Below are 21064 nucleotides of genomic sequence, written 5' to 3'. Positions count from 1 at the left end.
GGTTTATGAAAAAACCCGCTTTCGCGGGCTTTTTTTACTTATGTAATATCGACTCAAAGGCTTTTAAACGCTTATAAATTGAAAGCAGTTCAATAATCGTTTTCCATGAACTAATTAAGTATTGGAATGATTCACGAACCTTATCGAATACACCAGCAATCTGGTTAATTAATCCTAAAGTCATTTTGCCGCTTGCAATTGCCGGGAACAATACAACCAGACTATATAAAATGTCTAACTGCTTATACCAAGTTGCGACCAAGTTAAAGTAAGCATAATGGAAATAGAGTCGGAAATAGTTTTTACGAACTCGGCTAAATAGTTCTTTTAAAGTAGCTGGTCTTGCACGCTCTGCATAATCTTCACCATAAACGAGTTCTTTACGATAGGCTGCTTCTACTTTTTGATTATTAAATTGCAGTCCAGGCAATTTAATACCAACCACCATTAATAGAACTGTACCAAAAACAGCCCATACAATTGCGGCCCATACTAGAGAATGCTCTAGCTCACCCACAATTGGTAAAACGGGGACATGTTTAGAAAGTTGAAATAAAATAGGTAAAAAGGCAATTAAGATCATCACAGCTTTTACCAGTTCAACGCCTAAGTCTTCCATAATGGTTGCAAAGCGCATGGTATCTTCTTGCACACGCTGTGAAGCACCTTCAACATGACGCAGTTTTTCCCAATGTTTTGTGTAGTATTCATTCATTGCCGTGCGCCAACGGAATACATAATGGCTTGTAAAAAACGCATTAATCACAGCTAAAGTTACAGCGACCATAGCAATATAAAGAAAAACCATTGTCTCTCTATACAGTGCTGAGACGTCTCCCCCACCATCGGAAAGCATTTTTTGGATTAAATCCCAAAATGGTACATACCATGCATTAATGGCTACACTAACCTGAACGCTAAACCAAATGTTGAACAAAATAAACGCCGAACCCCACACTGACCATCGCTGCCATGGATTATTAGATACAATTTTCCAGAAGCCAGCAAAAAGCGCAGTAGAGACTAAAAACCAGATATAAAACCATAAGAAAGTTGGAGACCAAAAACGGCTCACACCCACTGGTAGTTGTGCCTCATGGTAACCTTGAGCAAACCCGATAAAAGTTCCCCACGTGTTTCCACCTGAGTACCAAAGCACCATATTGAGCGCAATCCAAACAACCGCAGATATGAAAAAATACCGTGGTGATGGAAAAAATGATTTGAACATTGAGCGTGGATATCCCTATATTTCTTCAAATTTACAATGAAAGGAATACTAAAACCTAAACCTTAAAATTGTGAAGGACAAAGTTTAGAGAATTGTCAGTTTTTTCCGTTTCATTGAAGGATTTGATCGTTTTTTTGTAAATTCATCCCTTTTTTGGCAATTTAATCCATTTAAATTACCTTGTATATGACTCTCGATGAGCCATATACGGCTTTTATAACACAGTGATATCAGAGATTAAATCTCTTCTTTACGAACAATATAGCCTTCTAGTTGCATTGCTTGAATGAGCAAATCTAGGTCCGAGGCACTTTTTAACTCGACATCGACACTCACGGCGCTTTCTTTCGCACGGCTTGTTGCCGCAAAGCGTTCATGACGCAATTCATAAATATTACCGCCCTGCTCAGCAATAATGGCCGTTAAACGAGCTAAAGCACCGGGATTGTCCGGTAATTCAACACGAATACGAACCATCCGGCCTGTACGGGTTAAATGACGTTGCAATACAGAGACCATTACGCGTGTATCAATATTGCCACCAGACAGTACCACCCCTAATTTATGACCTAAAAACAGATCGGGACGAGACATAATGGCAGCAATACCTGTTGCCCCAGCTCCTTCGCATACTGTTTTTTCAATATTAAGTAATAGTGCAATCGCTTCTTCAATCATGTCTTCAGTGACAACGACAATGTCATCAACATATTCTTTAGCAACTTGAGTCGTAAGCTCACCCGGAGTTTTTACTGCAATACCTTCAGCAACAGTAGATCCCATTGAAACAGCAAGTTGATAGTTACAAAGCAACTTAGCCATACTTGGGTATACAACAGATTGGACCCCAATAATTTTAATTTTTGGATTGATCGCTTTAGCAGCAATTGCAATACCAGAAATTAGGCCACCGCCACCAATTGGGACAACTAAAATGTCCAGATCAGGCACAGCTGTAAGCATTTCAAGTGCAATGGTTCCTTGACCAGCAATAATTTCAGCATCATCGAATGGATGAATAATGGTTAAAGATTCTTCTTGTGCAACACGGTGCATTTCAGCAGCAGCTTCTGAAAAATCTTGTCCATGTAAAATCACACGTGCACCATACTCACGCACTCGTTGCACCTTAACGTTTGGCGTAGATTTCGGCATTACAATGGTCGCGGTCACCCCTGTACGCTGAGCATGATAGGCTACACCTTGTGCATGGTTGCCCGCCGAAGCAGCAATAACACCGTGCTGCTTTTCTTGCTCAGATAAACACAACAGTTTGTTGAGAGCACCCCGCTCCTTAAATGAAGCGGTAAATTGTAAGTTTTCAAATTTCAGCCACATCTCAGCCCCTAAGGTTTTAGAAATGGTTTCTGAGAAAACAAAGGGAGTTTTTACAACCAAACCTTCCAAACGCTCTGCGGCAGCATGAACATCATTTAATGTTGGAAAACCATTTTTAACCTGTTGCTGTATCATTTATCCAGTCAGCCTCAATACACTACAAATCAATTATTTTTTAAAAATGGACACAATATTTCATATTGGCCATTAGAGTTTTCAGCATATCCAACATGTCTCTAATATACAAAAAATTTTATTCCAAAAATTGAAGTTTTAAACTTCCATAAAAAAAGCCCGTTTCAGGCTTTTTATTTAATTTTCAAAATATTAACGTTTATTTATTGGGTTTGGGCACTCAAGCCTTCTGTAGACATATTCTGTTCAGCTATTTTTTCATCAATAGCAAACTGAATATCGGAAAGCTTGGCATTCGCTGCGTCTATCCCAGATTTCATGGTGGCTTCACGGCCTTTTACATCAAAAATATGCGCTTTTTCTCTTAAATCTGGCTGAATAACAACGTCCGCATATTGCAATTCTTCCGCCGCCAAACGCCCTTGCATGATATTAATATTCTGGTTAAACAGTCCCCAGACATTCGATGTTTCTGTGTAAATAGGTTGAGCTAGAATATCAACAGCAATAATAACATCAGCCCCTAAGTCGCGAGCGACTTCAACGGGTACGGGACTCACTAGCCCGCCATCAACATATTCAGATTTGCCAATTTTAGTCGGTACAAACATACTTGGAATAGAAGTAGAGGCTCTTACGGCTTGACCAGTATTGCCATAGTTAAATACGGTTTTGGTGCCATGCTTGAGTTCAGTTGCCACCACATACATCGGAATCTTCATTTTTTCGAGTGGCATGTTATTTACTTGCTGGTTAACGTAGTTTTCTACTTTTTTGCCATCAAAAAAACCTTTTAAGCCGATACTAATGTCACGAACATCGCCAGCTTTCATTTTTAAAGCAGTCTCACGCAGTTCAGCAGGCGTTTTACCACTCGCATAAATTGCTCCAACAATACTACCTGCACTCGTACCAACAATAAAATCTGGTCGAATACCATGTTGTTCTAGAACTTCAATCACCCCTATATGAGCATAACCTCGTGCCCCACCACTCCCTAATACAAGCGCAACGACAGGGCGTTTTTGCATTTTTTTAATTCTTGCAAATGGCTGATCGACAGAGCGAGCATAAGCTTCTGTCGTTTGTGGTTTTAGAGCAGCAGACAAGTGTGTGGTGGTCTGGCATCCCGCCAACACCATAGAGAGTCCGAGAACCCACAATTTAAGTTGTTTCATGGCCCATCTTCGCACTATGAGGTTTAAGTTCGGATTGCAATTTTAGTTGCTACTTTCGTGAAAAGCTGTATTGAATTTATTTAATTTGTCATGTTTAAAATTTAGACTCAAGTATTTTATCTATGCGCCCATAAAAAAAGCCCCTTATGTATAAGAGGCCTTTTGAAACTTACCAGATATCTGAATCAACTTTTTTCTTCAATTCCGGATATTTATCAATTTTAAACTCAGGCTCTTTGATGCCTCGTTTCAATTGCTCGCGGTAATCTTTTAACAAAGTACGTGCCATTGGCGTTAATAGTACAATTGCAATCAAGTTAATGGTTGCCATGATACCCATAAACAAATCAGCCATAGACCAAACGAGTGGGACACTACCAATTGCACCAAAGTACACCATCACCAATACGAAAATACGGAAGATGAACATGACTTTCGGATTGTTATTAATAAACTGTACGTTACCTTCTGCATAGGCATAGTTACCTAATACAGCTGAATAACAGAATAAGAATAATAGAACTGCAAGGAAGTCAGATCCCCAATGTCCAACTTGGGTTTCTAATGCACGTTGAGTTAATTCAACACCCACAAAACCTGCATCTTGATAAACACCAGAAACTAAAATGATGATTGCAGTGCTTGTACACACAATGAAAGTGTCTACGAATACACCAAGCATTTGAACCAAACCTTGGTTGACAGGATGTTTCACATCAGACGCTGCTGCTGCGTTTGGTGCTGAACCCATACCTGCTTCGTTAGAGAATAAACCACGCTTAATCCCTTGCATCATTGCCATTGATACTGCCGCACCAAAGAAACCACCTGCTGCTGCATTAAAATTGAAAGCTTCAGTCACAATCAGCTTTAAAATATCAGGCAAAATTGCGTAGTTGCTTAATGCAATATAGAGAGCAACAGCTAGGTAAAGACCTGCTTTTAAAGGTACAAACATCTCTGCAAATTTAGCAATACGTTTGATACCACCAAAAATTGCCAACGCCACTAAAACGACAAGAGCAAGGCCAACCCATGAAATTTCTAGATCAACGCCACCTAAATGTGCAATAAGATTGGCTTTATCCCAACCCCAAGCATGTGAAGAGGCATTAGCAATCGCATTAATTTGAACTGAGTTGAATACGAAACCATAGGTAAAGATCAAAGCAAGTGCGAAAACCACACCAAAGGTTTTACTGCGTAAACCTTGAGTAATATAGTAAGCTGGTCCACCGCGGAACTGTTGAGTTTTGCTATCTCTAACTTTAAATAGCTGAGCAAGTGTAGACTCAATAAAAGCAGAGCTCATACCAAGAATAGCAGTCACCCACATCCAGAACACTGCACCTGGACCACCGATTGCGATTGCGATTGCCACACCAGCAATATTACCTACCCCAACACGGCTCGCAAGACCTGTTACAAACGCCTGAAAAGGTGTAAGACCATGTTCATCTTCACCTTCTGTACGGCTGCTTTTCATGACTCGAATGCTTTGCAAGAACATGCGAATTTGCACAGCTCCTGTTAAGACTGTATAAAAAATACCTACAGCCAACAAGAAAATAACCAAAAAGTCCCATAAAGGTTCATTAAAAAATTGTACCCACGACATCAGTGTGGCATTGAGTTGTTCATTCATACTCGGTCCGCTTATGTTCTTGCTAATGTGCTATTAGCACAAGCCAAAATACTGCAATAAACAAAAAAGCCCCTAAAAACAGGGACTTCTTCAGTACATTTAAGAAAAAACTTTTAATGTCAATTGAATAGCAATTATCGTCACAAGTTTAAGCAACATCATGCCCAACACTATGCCTTTGAAGGTTGCATGAGAGAAAGCGACCTTCAAAAAAAATAATATCATCGCACCACCGAACATTTCCTTTTTCGGAAAAACGGTATAAATCGACTCAGCTACAAACTTGGAAACTAACAAATGACCACCGCTAAATAATCTCGTCCAATGATTCCCATCAATTAAGCGAGTTATACAAATCTGGATTTAAGCCAATAAGCATATTTACATATACTTGTGAGCAAATGTCTAAACTGGATATGAATTTCAAAGACTGTAACGAGCCATCGCCATAACGCGACTATCTGTACCCTTTTCCCCTAGATTGGAGAAGAGTGCGTTTAGATCTGTACTAAGCTGTTGTATTTCTTGTAGCCCAGTAGTTGCGTGAGTCATGTTCATTTTCATGGTTGCAATGGTAATCGCCAATCCTTGTTTCATGAACTGCTTGTTGATGAGCGGTAAACTCATGTAAAGCTCCTTATTCCTCGTGTATTTCTCCATTTCTACATCCAAATCCTTTTTGTAAAGGGATTTTGTATGCAGCCATTTCTTTCCTAACATGAGTATGGAGAAATCATACCTGCGTAAAAAAGTCGGTATTATGCAGAAATTTAAAATTTTGTGTATGTTTTTCATTAAAATTTTATGTTATTTCCGACTGTTTTTCATCCAAAACTATCTGTTTTGTACTGTTTTTAAACATATTATACCTTTTTTTCAATTGAGTAATTTTTAATCCAACTGATACTATAGATTTATTTTTATAGTCAAAAACATCATACTTTTTTGTCTATTTAGATCTAAAGTGGCATATTCACATTAGAATTAATTAGACATTATGTCCAAACCAAACGAGTTATCATACCTTTAAGGATATCCCTTTTCTAATATTTTTTGCTTATAAATGAAGTACTTTCAAAACATGAAATTAAGCTTCAAAAAGTATTAAGTATTTAAGAAAAGATATAGGAGTACGCATGAATCTGGAACAAGTTCGTCTCGTTGATGAAGCTATCACTTCTCGACATTCTGTCCGCGCTTTTTTAAATACTGCAATTGAGCCAGAAGTGATTAAAGATATATTACGAGTCGCAAGTCGAGCGCCTTCTGGAACGAACACTCAACCATGGAAAGTTTATGTGGTCACAGGTAATAAGCGTGATGAAATGGTTGAGCGCGTCTGTGCAGCACAAATTGAAGTTTCAAAAAACTCAGTACTTGCAGAACAATATAAAGAAACTTTTGCTTACTACCCTGAAAAATGGATATCCCCTTTTATTGACCGCCGCCGCGAAAATGGTTGGGGACTCTACGGTTTACTCGAAATCAAAAAGGGCGAAAAAGAAAAAATGGCTGAACAGCAGCTACGTAATTTTAAATTGTTCGATGCACCAGTCGGCCTTTTCTTTACCGTAAATAAAACGATGGGAATCGGCTCTAAAATGGATATCGCAATGATGATCCAAAACGTGATGGTCGCTGCTAAAGCACGTGGTTTAGACACATGCCCGCAAGCAGCTTGGAACCATTTCCATCCTATAGTTTTAGATGTGTTGGGTGCATCAGATGACGAAGAACTAGTATGTGCAATTGCATTAGGTCATGCTGACCCTGACCATATTGTAAATACCTTTATCACACCTAGAGAACCTGTTGAAAATTTCGCAGTTTTTCTAGACGAATAAGCTATAAGTGGCCATTCTCTAAAAGCTATGAGAATGGCTTGGTTTTGACCTGTTGTGTCGCTTTCAATACAACAATAAAACCACTCAATGTAAATAACACCATCATTATTCCCATATTGAGCGATGCGGACCAAATCAGGAAGTTAAGTAGTACACCACCTAAAAGCCCACAAGCGAATTGCATACTTCCCATGATCGCACTTGCCGTCCCTGCACGAGCACCTTGTTTGGACATTGCCAGTGCCATCGCATTTGGGCCGGTTAAACCAATGCCAGAAATAGCTAGAAATAGTCCTACCATAACCAGCCATAAAGGCGCTGCGGGGATTAAACCAGCAATAAATACAATGATGGCTCCAGTCACTTGCACAAGGGAACCCGATTTTAAGCGTTTGGTAATTTCAACACGTGTTGTTAAATGCTTGTTTAAAGAAGACATCAACATAATGCCAAAAGCATTTAGTCCAAATACGTAAGCAAACTCTTGCTGATTAAGTCCGTACTGATCCATAAACACGGCAGGTGCTGAGCTGATATAGCAAAATAATGCAGCCCCTGTTAAACAGCCTGCAAACATAGGTAAGCGGAAACTCGCATCCTTGAAAATAGCTCCATATAAAGTCACCACTTGATAGAGCGATAACTTAAGCCTTTTATCAGTTGCCAAAGTTTCTTTAAAAAAGAAATGTACACACAGCCAACATAGTGCACCCACAATTGAAAGCGCGATAAAAATAGCTTGCCAAGGGAACCAAATTAAAATCCATGCCCCGATCATAGGAGCCAAAATTGGTGCAAGCCCCATGACAATCATCATGCTTGAGAAAGCTTGTGCAGAGCCTTGAACGTCCAATTTATCACGTATTGCCGCACGAGCCATGACTACACCAACACAACCACCTAAGGCTTGCAAAATACGGGCCGCAATCAAGCTCCATTCACTGGTAGCCATTACACAAAATAAGCTGGCGACTGCATAAAGCGCAAGGCCAAAATAAAGTGGTTTCTTTCTTCCAATACGATCGCTTAGAGGACCATAAACTAATTGTCCGATAGCTAAACCAAAAAAATAAGCTGGTAGTGTATTTGCCACCATTTGCGTACTTACCCCAAAATCATGAGCCATTTGTGGCAATGCAGGCAAGTACATATCAATGGATAACGGCCCTAAAGCCGTAAGCAAAGCGAGCAACATAATCCAGCCAATAGAATATTGACGCTGGGCCGTTTGTTCAGACATAACGATATTTCATTTTTCAATCATTTGCATACAGACAAGCTTACACTGTCTATCGTATGATTTGTGCAACATTGGTGTAGAAATACACAAATCCTTTATCACTCAGGTTGATCAGCAAGGACTTCCTTTGAAATCTTGGTTTAAACGCCTAAAAAGAGCGACTTATAACACAACATTTATGTATAACGTACGAATGCTGATAGCCTTTTCAGGAACTGCTTTCGTGCCTTATTTTTTGGGCCATCAATTAGCAACCATTCCACTCACTTTAGGTGTAGTCGCAGCAGGTTTAAGTGATATTGATGATCGCTTTTCAGTGCGAATCATGAACCTGATTTATACTTATATTGGATTCTTCGTTACCGCAGCTTCAGTACAATTACTTTTCCCCTATCCCATGGCTTTTGCCTTAGGCTTAATTGCTTCATGTATTGGTTGGATTTTATTAGGTTCGCTAGGACGTCGTTACGCTACCATTTCTTATGGTTGTTTAGTTGTGTCCGTCTATACCATGTTGGGTGTTCACCTTTTTGATCATTGGTATATTCAACCTGCCCTTTTAGTTGCAGGTGCAGCATGGTATGGCCTCATTGCAACGATTAGCTTTTTATTATTTCCCGTTCGCCAACTTCAAGACAAACTCGCAGCGTCTTACGCATCTCTAGGTGATTTTCTATTTGCAAAATCAAATTTATTTGATGTAGATATGACACCTGCCAGCTATCAGCAAAGCATGATTGAGCTGTCATTAGAAAATGGTAAGTTAATTACGATTTTTAATGATTTAAAAACGGCGTTATTGACTCGTTTAAAAGGTGACCGTGGACAAAAAGATACGCGCCGAAGCCTACATTATTATTTTGTCGCTCAAGATATTCATGAGCGTGCTGACTCAGCCCATATCGACTATCAAAAATTAGCCAAAATTTTTCAGCACAGCGATATCTTATTTAGATTTCAACGAATTTTGGCAGTTCAAGGTAAAGCTTGCCAAGAACTAAATGAATGTATTTTACAACGTAAACCTTATAATCATAATAAACGCTTTAAGCAAAGTTTTGAGAACCTAAGACTATCTTTAGAGAAGCTAAGACGTGATCAGCATTATGATCTTTTATGGGTAAATGCTCTTTTCGCTTTATATCAAAACTTAAAATCTATCGACTCTCAGTTACTCAACTTAGAAACAGAACAACACATTCAATCTGATAAAGTAAAGCAAGCCGAAAACCAGCTGAAAGATGATGATTTACAAGGATGGAATGATATTGTTGTTCGAATAAAACAAAATTTAACTCCTGAATCTGTACTCTTCCGCCATGCGATTCGCGTCTCAATTGTTCTTTTTATTGGATATGTGCTGATTCAAATGACCAATATTGAGTACGGTTATTGGATTATGCTTACAGCCCTATTTGTAAGCCAACCCAATTTCAACGCAACCAAACGTCGCTTACGCTTAAGAATTGTCGGAACATTAGTTGGGATTATTGTTGGCCTAGCAATTGTATTTCTCGTGCCTTCCGTAGAAGGACAACTAATAATGTTAATCCTGAGCGGAGTTTTATTTTTTGAGTTACGCAGTAAGCAATATGCTCAAGCAACCGCGTTTATTACAATTTTGGCATTAATTAACTTTAATCTAGATGGTTCGGCAATGGCCGCTGCTATTCCGCGATTTGTAGATACTTTAATTGGCTGTGCCCTAGCTTGGTTTGGGGTAACATTTATTTGGCCCGACTGGAAGTTCCGTCGCTTACCTCGCAACATCAGACGTTCATTACAAGCTCAATGCAACTATTTAGCTGAAGTTGTTAAACAATACCATGAAGGTCGCAATCATGCGCTGAATTACCGTATTGTAAGACGTGCTGCCCATAATACTGATGCTGAGGTTGCTTCACTTATTTCAACTTTAGCGACAGAGCCAGACTTTGACCCTACCCGTAAGTCAGATATCTTTGAATTTTTATGTTTAAATCATACCTTTTTAAGTTATATCGCGGCACTTGGAGCACATCGGGAAAGCATTCAAGATGAAGCTGTTCTTAAACTCTTAGACCAAGCGCTGGATGACATTCAAGGCGCTTTATTGAGAGACGAAATGCCTGATCTTACAGCACAAAATATGCTCCAAACGATACGGCAGCGTCTAAGTCAAAATAATGAAGAGGATCAAAAATCACTCATTATTTTACAGCAGTTATCACTCATGCTTGGCGTATTGAACCGTTTTAGTATGCTAAAACAACGTCTAAGTCATGATCTTGATAATGATGCCAGCGAGCTTGCATCGTTATAAATTTGAGTCGGAAATTAGTATGAAATTGGCATAATATCCTTTCCTGACTTATGCCAATTAATGCTAAACTTAAAACAGTTTACAATTTGTTATTTGCACTATGACCGCGAAAACTTTATACGCTTATACGCTTCAGCCTGTTCCATATGACGTGTCAGAAGCTGAACAACGTAATGCACAGCTTCTTATCTGGCGCAGTACCAATAAAATCAGCACAAAAATTTGGGCAATTATGGGTGTCGTTTTAGCCCTAGCTATATTAGGTCTTATTTTTATTAAGAACTACTCTACTGTTTTTTGCTGGGTTGCTATTGTTGCTGTAGTACTTTACTACCTAGGTCGTAAATACGGATTAGAGTGGTACGTTAAACGCAAAATGAATGAATTTCCGGTACAGGAAATCAAAGGTATTCGTTTAGGTGTACAGCCTCATGGTATCGTGATGCGTCAACAAATGGGCTTACAAGAAGGCGTAGGTACTATTGGATGGAAAAATATCTACGAATGGTACAATACACCTGATTTTATTTTGGTCAATTTCAAAGTAAAAGATCCGAAAGGCCAAGAACAACAAGGTGCTTACATCCTACCTAAGCGCATGGATTCTAAGAACTTTTCCTTCAATACAATTCGCACGCACTTAAAAGAATCTGTTGGCGAACCAAAAACCTTGTAATTCTCTATTCCATAAAAAGCCTCCTCATGGAGGTTTTTTATTAAGCTAAAAATAAATGATAATGAAAATTAATATTATCTCCAAAATCCATATTATCTCCCCAATCTTCGGCTATACTTCGTTACAAGATCTCCATCATGTTTACATTTTCGACCATGTTTAAAAAAATTTTATTTCAAATTCATTGGTTTCTGGGTATTACTGCTGGCCTAATCTTATCCATTATGGGTGTAACAGGTGCAATTTATTCTTATGACCAACAAATTTTAAAATGGGTGAATTCTGATAGTTATGTTGTTCAAGCTGAAAGCACTCCAAAATTAACTCCTGCACAGCTTTATCAGCATTTCAATACAACTCAGCCTGAAATCAAAATTAATAGCATTACGATCGCTAAGGACCCCACCTCTTCTTCTGTTGTAAATATTGAAAAAGAAGGTGAACGCCGTGGCTACAATATGATGGTGAACCCTTATAACGCTGAGGTTCTTCCAGATATTAAAGGCCGAAAGTTGTTGTTACTCATACAACAAATTCATCGTAATTTAACCGCTGGTGAAGTTGGTAAACAAATTACTGGTGCCTGCGCACTTATGTTAATTTACTTCGTACTTAGTGGATTGTATTTACGCTGGCCTAAGAAGCACTCTGCTCGTCAATGGCTTGCTGTTAAACCGAAACTCAAAGGCCGAAATTTTATTTGGGATCTACATGCTGTTGTCGGCACATGGGTCATTGTTTTTTATCTACTTTTTGCATGCACAGGTCTATATTGGTCTTATGATTGGTGGCGTAGTGGCATGTTCAAAGTAATGGGTGTCGAGCAACCTAAACCACAAGGTCATGGTGCTACTCCTCAAAATCGTGGAATGCAACAAGGTAAACAAGCTGACCGTAATCATGATAAAAAATCAGAACCCCAATTAGATAATACTCAGCTCATTACAGCACTTAATGAAACATGGAGTGGCTTCAATAGTCAGATTGGACGTGATTATTCAACTCTAACCATGAACTTACCAAAAAAAGATGATGGAAAAATTGAGTTAACTTTTATCGATGCTACTCCACAACACGAACGTGCACGTAACCAAGCCATCTATAATTACCAAACTGGTAATATCGAAAAGATAGAGCTTTACGAAGATAAAAAGCTTAATCAAAAGATTATGAGCAGCATGTTACCTGTACACCGTGGTAGCTTTTTTGGACCAATTTATCAATTCGTTGCGATGCTTGCTTCATTAGCAATGCCTTTGTTCTTGGTTACTGGGTGGATGCTGTATCTTAAACGCCGTAAACAGAAAAAATTAACACAGGCGGCTCGCCAGTCTTTAGCAGGACAATACATTGATCCAAATGCAAAGCCTTGGTTAATTACTTATGCAACTCAAACGGGTGTAGCAGAACAACTCGCTTGGAGTACGGCAACAAGTTTACAAGAAGCTCATCAACCTGTTCAGGTTAAACCTGTACAGCAGCTAACACAAACTGATCTAGAACAACATCAACAGGTTTTATTCGTGATCAGTACTTATGGTACTGGTGATGCTCCTGATCTCGCTACAACCTTTGCTAAGAAGCTTTTAAAATCGAATTTAGACCTTAAGCACATCAACTATGCTGTTTTGGCTCTCGGTTCTAAAGAATATCCAGACACGTATTGTAGTTTTGGTCATGCGGTGGACGCTTGGCTCAAAGCGAATGGTGCTCATGCCCTCTTCAATACAATTGAAGTTGATAATGCAAACCCATCGGATATTCAGAACTGGAATCAATCTCTAGCAAAAGCAACTAAATTAGATTTGCATGCTGTAAATTTAGAAAAAGTCTTTGATACATGGACATTGCAGCAACGTGACTTACTCAACCCAAATAGCTTAGGCCAACCTGCTTATAATATTGAACTTAAAGCAAGTCATGAGGCTATTTGGCAAGCAGGTGATATTGCAGAAATACAACCGGGCAATAGCGCTGAACGTATTAATGAGTTTTTGCAGCACCACTATATTGTTAAAAATTCAAAAGTTGATTCATTACAAATTTCAATTGAAAAAGCACTTTGGAACAAAGACTTAACGGGAGAAATTGAACCGTTTGCTAATCTGGACCATTTATTAGAACAGCTTCCTAACTTACCAACACGAGAGTATTCGATTGCGAGTATTCCTTCTCAACAAGTCCTTCGTTTAGTTGTTCGTCAACAATATGATGCGTCTGGTAACTTAGGTTTAGGTTCGGGTTGGCTCACTCAACATACGCAAGTCAATGATGAAATTGCTTTGCGTATTCGCACTAATGAATCATTTCATCTTATTGATGATAACCGACCTATTATTTGTATTGGTAACGGAACAGGTATTGCTGGCTTAATGAGCCTATTACACACCCGTACACGTCATGATTACACTGAAAACTGGTTAATCTTTGGTGAACGTCAAAGAGCATGTGATTTCTTCTATGCGTCAACTATTGAGGCATGGCAAACCACAGGAATGTTAAAACGTCTTGATTTAGCATTTTCGAGAGATCAAGAACAACGCATGTATGTCCAAGATGTAATCCGTCAGAATGCAGCAGAATTAGCAAACTGGATAGAGCGCGGTGCTGTTCTTTATGTATGCGGTAGTATTGATGGTATGGCAAGCGGAGTTGATCAAGCACTTATCGAAATTCTAGGTGAAGAACAGGTAGATGATTTAAGACAACAAGGCCGTTACCGCCGTGATGTTTATTAAAGATCAATAAAAACAAAAACCGAGTAATAGCTTAAATGCTTTACTCGGTTTTTTATTGCATTCAGAATGATTTTGCATACACTGTCTGCAATTTAAATTGCAACTCTAAGCACAATGCAAGTCAGTAAATGGATCCGTATTTTCCTAGCAATCATTGGTTCGATTTTATTTCTAGATGGATTAGTTCTAATTTGTCTTAATAAAATTAATGTAGGCACTGTTATTCCTTTAATTTTAGGTGCTTTCCTCTGCCTATATTCTTTATTTTATTATCACTTAGAGCGCTTTTTCTTCTATCACTATCGCTTACACACACTTTGGCGTTTTGGGTGGTTATGCTTCTGGATATGGTTAATTGGCTTAGGCTATTTCTTTAGCTTTATTAAAGAAAATAAGAATACTTCAAATAATATTCCCCCAGTAAAAGCAATTATTGTCTTAGGAAGTGGTGTCGAAAATGGCCAGCCATCTACAATTCTTGCAAAACGTTTAGATACAGCCGCACCTTTAGCACTAAAACAGCAGCAAGCACAGATTGTTTTAACAGGTGGTCTTGATTTTTCAGAAAAAGAAAGCGAAGCATTAGTTATGTCTCGCTATCTTGAGCAAAAGTATCATATCGCAAGAGATCAAATGATTCTTGAAGATAAAAGCACCAGCACAGAGCTTAACTTAAAAAATAGTAAACCGTTATTAGAACAGCACCACATTACCTTAGACCAGCCAATCGCTATTGTCACAAGTGATTTTCATATTCCTCGAGCAGTAGCAATTGCAAAAAAACAGGGCTATACCCAAGTTTATAGGGTAGCGGCCGAGACACCATTAGCTACTCGCTACAATGCATGGTTACGTGAATATTTCGCGTATGCGAGTGGATGGCTTTTAAACGAATATTAAAATAATTTAATCAAAAAAACTGCTATTTAAAAAATAGCAGTTTTTTTATTTTGAAAAATTAGTGAGCAGTACAACTATAAAATTGAGATACGTTGACGTTAATAAATTGCAGATTAAGTTCTTATATTTAGTCTCTAATGAAACAAATTTAATGAGCACTAAGAACCCATCAAAGACATAAGTATAGAAGTAATAAAGCTGAAGACTTAAAAACTAACGATCAATAAAACAATAACTTAAAAATCTAAAGGCTTTAATTTTAGAATAGAAAATTGAGCCTATACTTAGTCACATAGTAAATAAATTTACATGCAAGCATAAGATATTTATAGAAGAATATTAATTTAGAGAGATTTAAATTTCTGGTAGAAAATATGGTGGGCGCTGACGGGATCGAACCGCCGACATTCTGCTTGTAAGGCAGACGCTCTACCAACTGAGCTAAGCGCCCTTAATGAGAAAAGATAGCGAATGTATCTTCATACTCTACATTCTCTAGACAAGGGAATCAAGAGAATGGCGCAGCGGACGGGGCTCGAACCCGCGACCCCCGGCGTGACAGGCCGGTATTCTAACCAACTGAACTACCGCTGCACTACAATACTTTAAAATAAAGCATGGTCACATATATGGTGGGCGCTGACGGGATCGAACCGCCGACATTCTGCTTGTAAGGCAGACGCTCTACCAACTGAGCTAAGCGCCCCAAGAAGAAAAAACTAATAAATTATTAATTTTTCGATTTAAAATTTTTACATCTCAAATCTTCTTCCAAACACAACCCGAACTGAAAAGTGGCGCAGCGGACGGGGCTCGAACCCGCGACCCCCGGCGTGACAGGCCGGTATTCTAACCAACTGAACTACCGCTGCACTTTCACAATGTCGAGATTGTGGGGTAAAACGATGTTAAGTCTTAAGTGGCGCAGCGGACGGGGCTCGAACCCGCGACCCCCGGCGTGACAGGCCGGTATTCTAACCAACTGAACTACCGCTGCACTTGAGAGCTTAACGTAAAGGCTTGGTGGGCGCTGACGGGATCGAACCGCCGACATTCTGCTTGTAAGGCAGACGCTCTACCAACTGAGCTAAGCGCCCTTAACGTCTTCATCGTTTGTGAGGTGCATTATAGAGAATCTTTAACAGGTGTCAAACGCTTTTCGACAACTTTTCAAAAAAATGCGAATGAATGATTAAAAATAAGTCATTATTAAGTAAAAAACAATTTTTTGTATTTTATTTAAGCACTTATTTTAATATTTTGATCATTCAGCTAATTAAATAAGAATTTCTAAAATCCTATTTTAGGTTAAAGATTGCTCAGACAAATAAACCAATGCATCTTCAGAGACTAAATCAAACAATTCAATGATTTCCTCATTACGCATTCGAATACATCCATGTGACATGGGAACACCCATCAGTTCTTTATCAGGTGTACCATGAATATAGATATAACGCTGCATGGTGTCGTGACCTTCGCCTTTATTAAAGCCTTCTTCCAAACCATCTAACCAAAGAATACGTGACAATATCCAATCTCGTTCAGGGAATTGTGCTGCTAGTTCACTACTATAGATCTCCCCTGTTGGCTTACGTGCAATAAAAACCGCATTTTGAGGAGATTGGGCACCAATTTTTTTTGCAACTCTATGCCATCCACGTGGAGTTTTACCCGTATTCTCCTGCTCACCGATTCCGTTCTTTCCGGTAGAAATGACATAAAACTTATTATGTTTAGGCAAAGTTAAGGTTTGGTTTGCCAAATCGATGAGGACATCGGCATCTTCGAGCTTAAATTGAGACATTGAACTTACTCTCTTATATCAACTCAAATATTCTGAGTTTAAGTAAAAATTTATAGGAAGAAGTTGTCTTGCGCCAAAAATAAAAGGTTCTCAATCTTCTTTTATCTACGCGCAGTTTCACTTTTTGGCTCAGGCCGTAGCCATAACCAAACTGCAACGATGAACATGGTAGTATCAGTAAAAACCTTGACCCAAAGCGGTGCTGAAGTAAATAGCATGATCAGGCCACTGATTGCCATCATTATGCTTGCAATCCACTTGGCTTTACGTGGCACTGTACCATTGGCTCGCCAATCACGTAATGTTGGACCGTATTTGGGATGATTTAATAACCAGTCATCCATTTGTGGCCATCCCTTTGAAGCTGCCCATGCAGCCAGAATCAAAAACACTGTTGTGGGCATACCTGGTAAAATTGCTCCAATAATGCCTAGTGTGATAAAAATCACGACTAAAGAGCGCCAGAACAATGTTCGCATATATAAACCTTAACCTGCTGTTAGCGTTAGTATAAAGTGTTTTTCTTATATTGTTTGTTGATCCCTTATGAAATTAGGATGAATTGCATCGAGTATTAAATATATGAATATTGCCTCAGTGAAAACTTCCTATTTCGAACCATGGCTTCAATTTCGACACCCTATAGTGCGACAGCTGGCTTTTTGTATCGCTAGTCCGAATTTACTTAGCCAATTACCAAAAAGTTTTTCTATACAACATCACTTTAAGCTGCATCCCACAGAAATATGGGAAGAGCATTTCCAAAATTATTTACCACGTTTAAAAGAGCTCGATCAGTCACCAGAGCCTTTAATACAGTTTTTATCTCAACTTAAAAGTACACGCTTAGGCTTACGCTTTGAGAATTTACTTTGGTTCTGGCTACAAGAGGATAATTATCATCCATATCAATTGTTGGGTCATAGTATTCAAAAAATTGAAGGAGCAATAACTTTAGGTGAGTTAGATTTCTTAATTTTAAATAAAGAAACTCAACAAGTTGAACACTGGGAAGTCGCGCTAAAATACTATTTAGGCGAGGCGGATTTACTTTTAGAACAATGGATTGGGTTGAATCGCCAAGATACTCTGAGCAAAAAACTTTATCATTTTACGAATAAGCAATTTCAGTTCTCTGAAGCATTAAATTTTAAGATCGAACAACGTTTTGCTGTTTTAAAAGGACAACTCTATTTACCTTTACAATTAAATTTACAACAGTCATTACCAGACTGGATAAATTTAAAGCGTCGATTGGGATATTGGGGTACAACCATTCCACACTCTCCCTTTTATCGATTAGAAAGACACGAATGGTTGTGTCCAAATCAACAGCCTAGTTCAGATTCAGCGCACTGGTGGACAGATGGTTTATATTGTAAAAGTAGTGAAGAGGTCATATTTTATATGTTTAGGCATCCTTCATACTTAAACATTAAGTCGATTTCGCACTAACTTGCAAAAATTAAGCTAATTAACAATAAGTTTTAAGCTTCTAGAAACATTTTATAACGTTTTTACTATTAAACAGTCATGTTTCTTTTTCCGTTTGTTTTTTAATCTAAATTTACTTCATTATTAAATTTAAACGGAGAAAATGATGAAAAAAGTTTTATCTGCGTCTGTAATGGTTGCTATTATTTTAACAGGGTGTAATACGTTTAAAGGTTTTGGGCAAGATGTTTCTAAAGCAGGTGATGCCGTAACAAATACTGCTGAAAAAACACAAGATAAAATGTAAGTTAGAGTTGTCACGAAAAAACCTTATCTTTCCGATAAGGTTTTTTTATTTTTACGTACCCTTCCTATAGAGATTCGCCTATTATATCGGACTATATTTCACCTGATCAGCACGCAATTTTCGGTATGAACCACTCAGATACTCTCTCGCTTAGCTTAGACCTGTTACAACAGCCTTCTGTTACTCCTGTTGACCATACATGCCAAACCATCATGGCAGACCGTTTAGCCAAAATTGGATTTCATATTGAACCAATGCGTTTCGGTGAAGTTGATAATCTTTGGGCACGCCGAGGAACTGAAGAACCTGTATTTTGTTTTGCCGGTCATACTGACGTAGTTCCTACAGGTAAGTTAGAAGCATGGAATTCAGATCCGTTTATACCTGAAATTCGCGATGGCAAATTATATGGTCGTGGTTCGGCCGATATGAAAACTGCTCTTGCAGCCATGGTCGTTGCATCTGAGCGTTTTGTCGCAAAACATCCTGATCATAAAGGTTCAATTGCCTTTTTAATTACTTCTGATGAAGAAGGCCCTGCTATTAATGGTACGGTTAAAGTTATTGAGACTCTTGAAAAACGTAACGAAAAAATGACGTGGTGTTTAGTTGGTGAACCTTCAAGCACTCATAAACTGGGTGATATTGTTAAGAATGGCCGTCGCGGTTCACTTAATGCCGTATTAAAGGTTCAAGGCAAGCAAGGACATGTAGCTTATCCACATTTGGCACGCAACCCAATTCATGAGGCATCACCCGCTTTGGCAGAGCTATGCCAAACTGTTTGGGACAATGGAAATGAATATTTCCCTGCAACTTCATTTCAGATTTCAAATATTCATGCTGGAACTGGCGCAACGAATGTCATTCCTGGAACATTGGAAGTTACTTTTAACTTCCGTTATTCAACAGAAGTGACAGCAGAACAACTTAAACAACGTGTGCATGAAATTTTAGACAAACACGGTTTACAGTATGAAATCGTGTGGAATCTTTCTGGTTTACCGTTCCTTACACCAGTCGGTGAACTCGTTAATGCGGCGCAGACTGCAATTTTGAACGTAACAGGTACAGAAACCGAGCTTTCAACGAGTGGCGGTACTTCTGATGGACGTTTCATTGCTCCAACAGGCGCACAGGTATTAGAGTTAGGTGTTCTGAACGCAACAATTCATCAAATTAATGAACATGTTGACGTACATGACCTTGATCCACTAACCGATATTTATGAGCAAATTTTAGAAAATTTGTTAGCTAAGTAAAAGTTAAGATCTAATAAATTGAAAAAGCGCCCTTTTTGGGGCGCTTTTTTTTATATTTAAAGTATCAGTACCTTCTTTAAAAATGTTGAATATTATTTACATTCAATAAACTAGAAAATTAGTTTTAATATAAATAGCTTAAAAAGCTGCTTTGGAATTCTTATCTATCCATTGCAATATAGTTGGCCAGACTTCTTTAGCAGCATTTTGACTAAGTACAATTCGACTATGAGAATAATTTTCCAAGTTATTATTAGAATCACCAAATTCGCGAAATATATTATTTTTATTCTCAAAAGCCTCTAAATATTTATAACACCCTTTAACAGGTGCAATAAATTTATCGCCAGTTCCACAGATAGAATATATAGGAACTCTAATAGAGCTCATATGTTTTTTATAATCAATATTTTTATATTCACTTATAAAATTTTGCTTCAAATTCCAATTAAACCATGGTCTCATCGTGTAATAGCTTTCATTTACTCTTCCTAACTTAAATTTATTAGCAGGTATCTGACCAAGACCTTTAACGACTAGTTTTGCAGAAAATAATTTAATAAAATCAAAGGAATTATTTACCGCTCCAAATGCTTGGCAAGCAATAAAAGTAATACTTTGAATATTTTTTAAATACTCAGGATAGTTAATCAAGAACATGGTTAAGCATAAACCTCCACCACTGTGGGTTACACAGTGTAATGAGGTAATATTAAAATGTTGTTGAATATAATGAAATGCAGTTTTATATTCATATAGTGCAACAGTTTCAAAGTTAAATGGTATATCTGTTTTTGGGCTAGTACCATGCCCTCGCCACTCTAAAATAAAACAAATATAACCATGATTTGCCAAATAATCTGCAATACCTATACAGACAGTTTTATCCGAAAATGCACCATGAGATAAGAAAATTGCTTCTTTTTTTATCAGAGAATTATTTCTTTTAGAAATTTCCCATAAAGCAAATTCGCCATGATCATCTGTTTTTAAAATATGTAGTTCTTTATGAATTGACATTTATTTT

Annotated in this window: 18 protein-coding genes and 6 tRNA genes; 8 read left to right on the top strand and 16 right to left on the bottom strand. The window is 38.2% G+C overall.

The window, feature by feature from the left end:
* Positions 1-34: 34 nt before the first annotated feature.
* The 6 genes from sbmA to HLV59_RS03345 form a co-directional block, all read right to left on the bottom strand.
* A complete protein-coding gene (gene sbmA / locus HLV59_RS03370) occupies positions 35-1231 on the bottom strand; it encodes a peptide antibiotic transporter SbmA (protein ID WP_031949205.1) in 1197 nt (398 codons plus the stop codon).
* Between the two features lie 237 nt (positions 1232-1468).
* Complete coding sequence (locus HLV59_RS03365) at positions 1469-2704, bottom strand: threonine ammonia-lyase (RefSeq protein WP_171429338.1); 1236 nt, start codon at positions 2702-2704, stop codon at positions 1469-1471.
* A gap of 203 nt (positions 2705-2907) precedes the next feature.
* Positions 2908-3882: a patatin-like phospholipase family protein gene (locus HLV59_RS03360; protein ID WP_213033143.1), complete on the bottom strand. Its 975-nt coding sequence runs from the start codon at positions 3880-3882 to the stop codon at positions 2908-2910.
* A gap of 169 nt (positions 3883-4051) precedes the next feature.
* A complete protein-coding gene (locus HLV59_RS03355) occupies positions 4052-5527 on the bottom strand; it encodes an alanine/glycine:cation symporter family protein (protein ID WP_016143388.1) in 1476 nt (491 codons plus the stop codon).
* A gap of 99 nt (positions 5528-5626) precedes the next feature.
* The gene (locus tag HLV59_RS03350; protein ID WP_079748516.1) at positions 5627-5767 is read right to left on the bottom strand and encodes a hypothetical protein; all 141 of its coding nucleotides are present in this window, start codon (positions 5765-5767) and stop codon (positions 5627-5629) included.
* Positions 5768-5950: 183 nt separating this feature from the next.
* Entirely contained in the window at positions 5951-6154 is a 204-nt protein-coding gene (locus HLV59_RS03345; RefSeq protein WP_016143389.1) for a hypothetical protein, read from the bottom strand.
* Between the two features lie 509 nt (positions 6155-6663).
* Here HLV59_RS03345 and HLV59_RS03340 point away from each other — a divergent pair.
* Entirely contained in the window at positions 6664-7371 is a 708-nt protein-coding gene (locus HLV59_RS03340) for a nitroreductase (protein WP_081172830.1), read from the top strand.
* 25 nt (positions 7372-7396) lie between these two features.
* Here the strand turns inward: HLV59_RS03340 and HLV59_RS03335 are convergent, their stop codons facing one another.
* On the bottom strand, positions 7397-8611 hold the full coding sequence (locus HLV59_RS03335; RefSeq protein ID WP_171429337.1) for a multidrug effflux MFS transporter: 1215 nt from the start codon (positions 8609-8611) through the stop codon (positions 7397-7399).
* Between the two features lie 127 nt (positions 8612-8738).
* Here HLV59_RS03335 and yccS point away from each other — a divergent pair, with 127 nt between their 5' ends.
* From yccS to HLV59_RS03315, 4 genes are all read left to right on the top strand, one after another.
* Positions 8739-10913 (top strand): YccS family putative transporter, encoded by a 2175-nt coding sequence (gene yccS / locus HLV59_RS03330; protein WP_025470480.1) that lies wholly within the window; start codon positions 8739-8741, stop codon positions 10911-10913.
* Positions 10914-11013: 100 nt separating this feature from the next.
* Entirely contained in the window at positions 11014-11589 is a 576-nt protein-coding gene (locus tag HLV59_RS03325) for an SdpI family protein (protein ID WP_002116136.1), read from the top strand.
* A 155-nt stretch (positions 11590-11744) separates the two neighbouring features.
* Positions 11745-14327, top strand: coding sequence for a PepSY domain-containing protein (locus HLV59_RS03320; protein ID WP_171430572.1), 2583 nt, complete (start codon positions 11745-11747; stop codon positions 14325-14327).
* 114 nt (positions 14328-14441) lie between these two features.
* A complete protein-coding gene (locus tag HLV59_RS03315; RefSeq protein WP_171429336.1) occupies positions 14442-15227 on the top strand; it encodes a YdcF family protein in 786 nt (261 codons plus the stop codon).
* A 375-nt stretch (positions 15228-15602) separates the two neighbouring features.
* Here HLV59_RS03315 and HLV59_RS03310 read toward each other — a convergent pair.
* The 8 genes from HLV59_RS03310 to HLV59_RS03275 all read right to left on the bottom strand — a co-directional run bounded on the left by HLV59_RS03310 (position 15603) and on the right by HLV59_RS03275 (position 17513).
* Positions 15603-15678 (bottom strand) — tRNA-Val (locus HLV59_RS03310).
* A gap of 66 nt (positions 15679-15744) precedes the next feature.
* A tRNA-Asp gene (locus HLV59_RS03305) sits at positions 15745-15821 on the bottom strand.
* A 36-nt stretch (positions 15822-15857) separates the two neighbouring features.
* Positions 15858-15933, bottom strand: a tRNA-Val gene (locus HLV59_RS03300).
* 89 nt (positions 15934-16022) lie between these two features.
* Positions 16023-16099 (bottom strand) — tRNA-Asp (locus HLV59_RS03295).
* Positions 16100-16147: 48 nt separating this feature from the next.
* A tRNA-Asp gene (locus HLV59_RS03290) sits at positions 16148-16224 on the bottom strand.
* A 24-nt stretch (positions 16225-16248) separates the two neighbouring features.
* Positions 16249-16324: transfer RNA gene (locus HLV59_RS03285), tRNA-Val, on the bottom strand.
* A 206-nt stretch (positions 16325-16530) separates the two neighbouring features.
* Complete coding sequence (gene elsL / locus HLV59_RS03280; RefSeq protein WP_081172824.1) at positions 16531-17034, bottom strand: cell wall-recycling L,D-carboxypeptidase ElsL; 504 nt, start codon at positions 17032-17034, stop codon at positions 16531-16533.
* A gap of 101 nt (positions 17035-17135) precedes the next feature.
* The gene (locus HLV59_RS03275; RefSeq protein WP_016143396.1) at positions 17136-17513 is read right to left on the bottom strand and encodes a YbaN family protein; all 378 of its coding nucleotides are present in this window, start codon (positions 17511-17513) and stop codon (positions 17136-17138) included.
* Between the two features lie 103 nt (positions 17514-17616).
* On the opposite strand from HLV59_RS03275, the gene HLV59_RS03270 reads away from it, so the two are divergent.
* The 3 genes from HLV59_RS03270 to dapE all read left to right on the top strand — a co-directional run bounded on the left by HLV59_RS03270 (position 17617) and on the right by dapE (position 20037).
* The gene (locus HLV59_RS03270) at positions 17617-18489 is read left to right on the top strand and encodes a DUF1853 family protein (protein ID WP_125699655.1); all 873 of its coding nucleotides are present in this window, start codon (positions 17617-17619) and stop codon (positions 18487-18489) included.
* 142 nt (positions 18490-18631) lie between these two features.
* Positions 18632-18775: an entericidin A/B family lipoprotein gene (locus HLV59_RS03265; protein ID WP_171429335.1), complete on the top strand. Its 144-nt coding sequence runs from the start codon at positions 18632-18634 to the stop codon at positions 18773-18775.
* A gap of 125 nt (positions 18776-18900) precedes the next feature.
* Positions 18901-20037, top strand: a complete 1137-nt coding sequence (gene dapE, locus HLV59_RS03260) for a succinyl-diaminopimelate desuccinylase (RefSeq protein WP_016143398.1) — start codon at positions 18901-18903, stop codon at positions 20035-20037.
* A gap of 138 nt (positions 20038-20175) precedes the next feature.
* Here the strand turns inward: dapE and HLV59_RS03255 are convergent, their stop codons facing one another.
* Positions 20176-21057 (bottom strand): alpha/beta fold hydrolase, encoded by an 882-nt coding sequence (locus tag HLV59_RS03255; RefSeq protein WP_016143399.1) that lies wholly within the window; start codon positions 21055-21057, stop codon positions 20176-20178.
* Between the last annotated feature and the right edge of the window lie 7 nt (positions 21058-21064).

The sequence above is a fragment of the Acinetobacter lactucae genome, from assembly GCF_013122135.1.
GTDB classification, from domain to species: domain Bacteria; phylum Pseudomonadota; class Gammaproteobacteria; order Pseudomonadales; family Moraxellaceae; genus Acinetobacter; species Acinetobacter lactucae.
The sequence above is the reverse complement of the archived record's forward strand: the minus strand, read 5'-3'. Positions and strand labels throughout refer to the sequence as shown.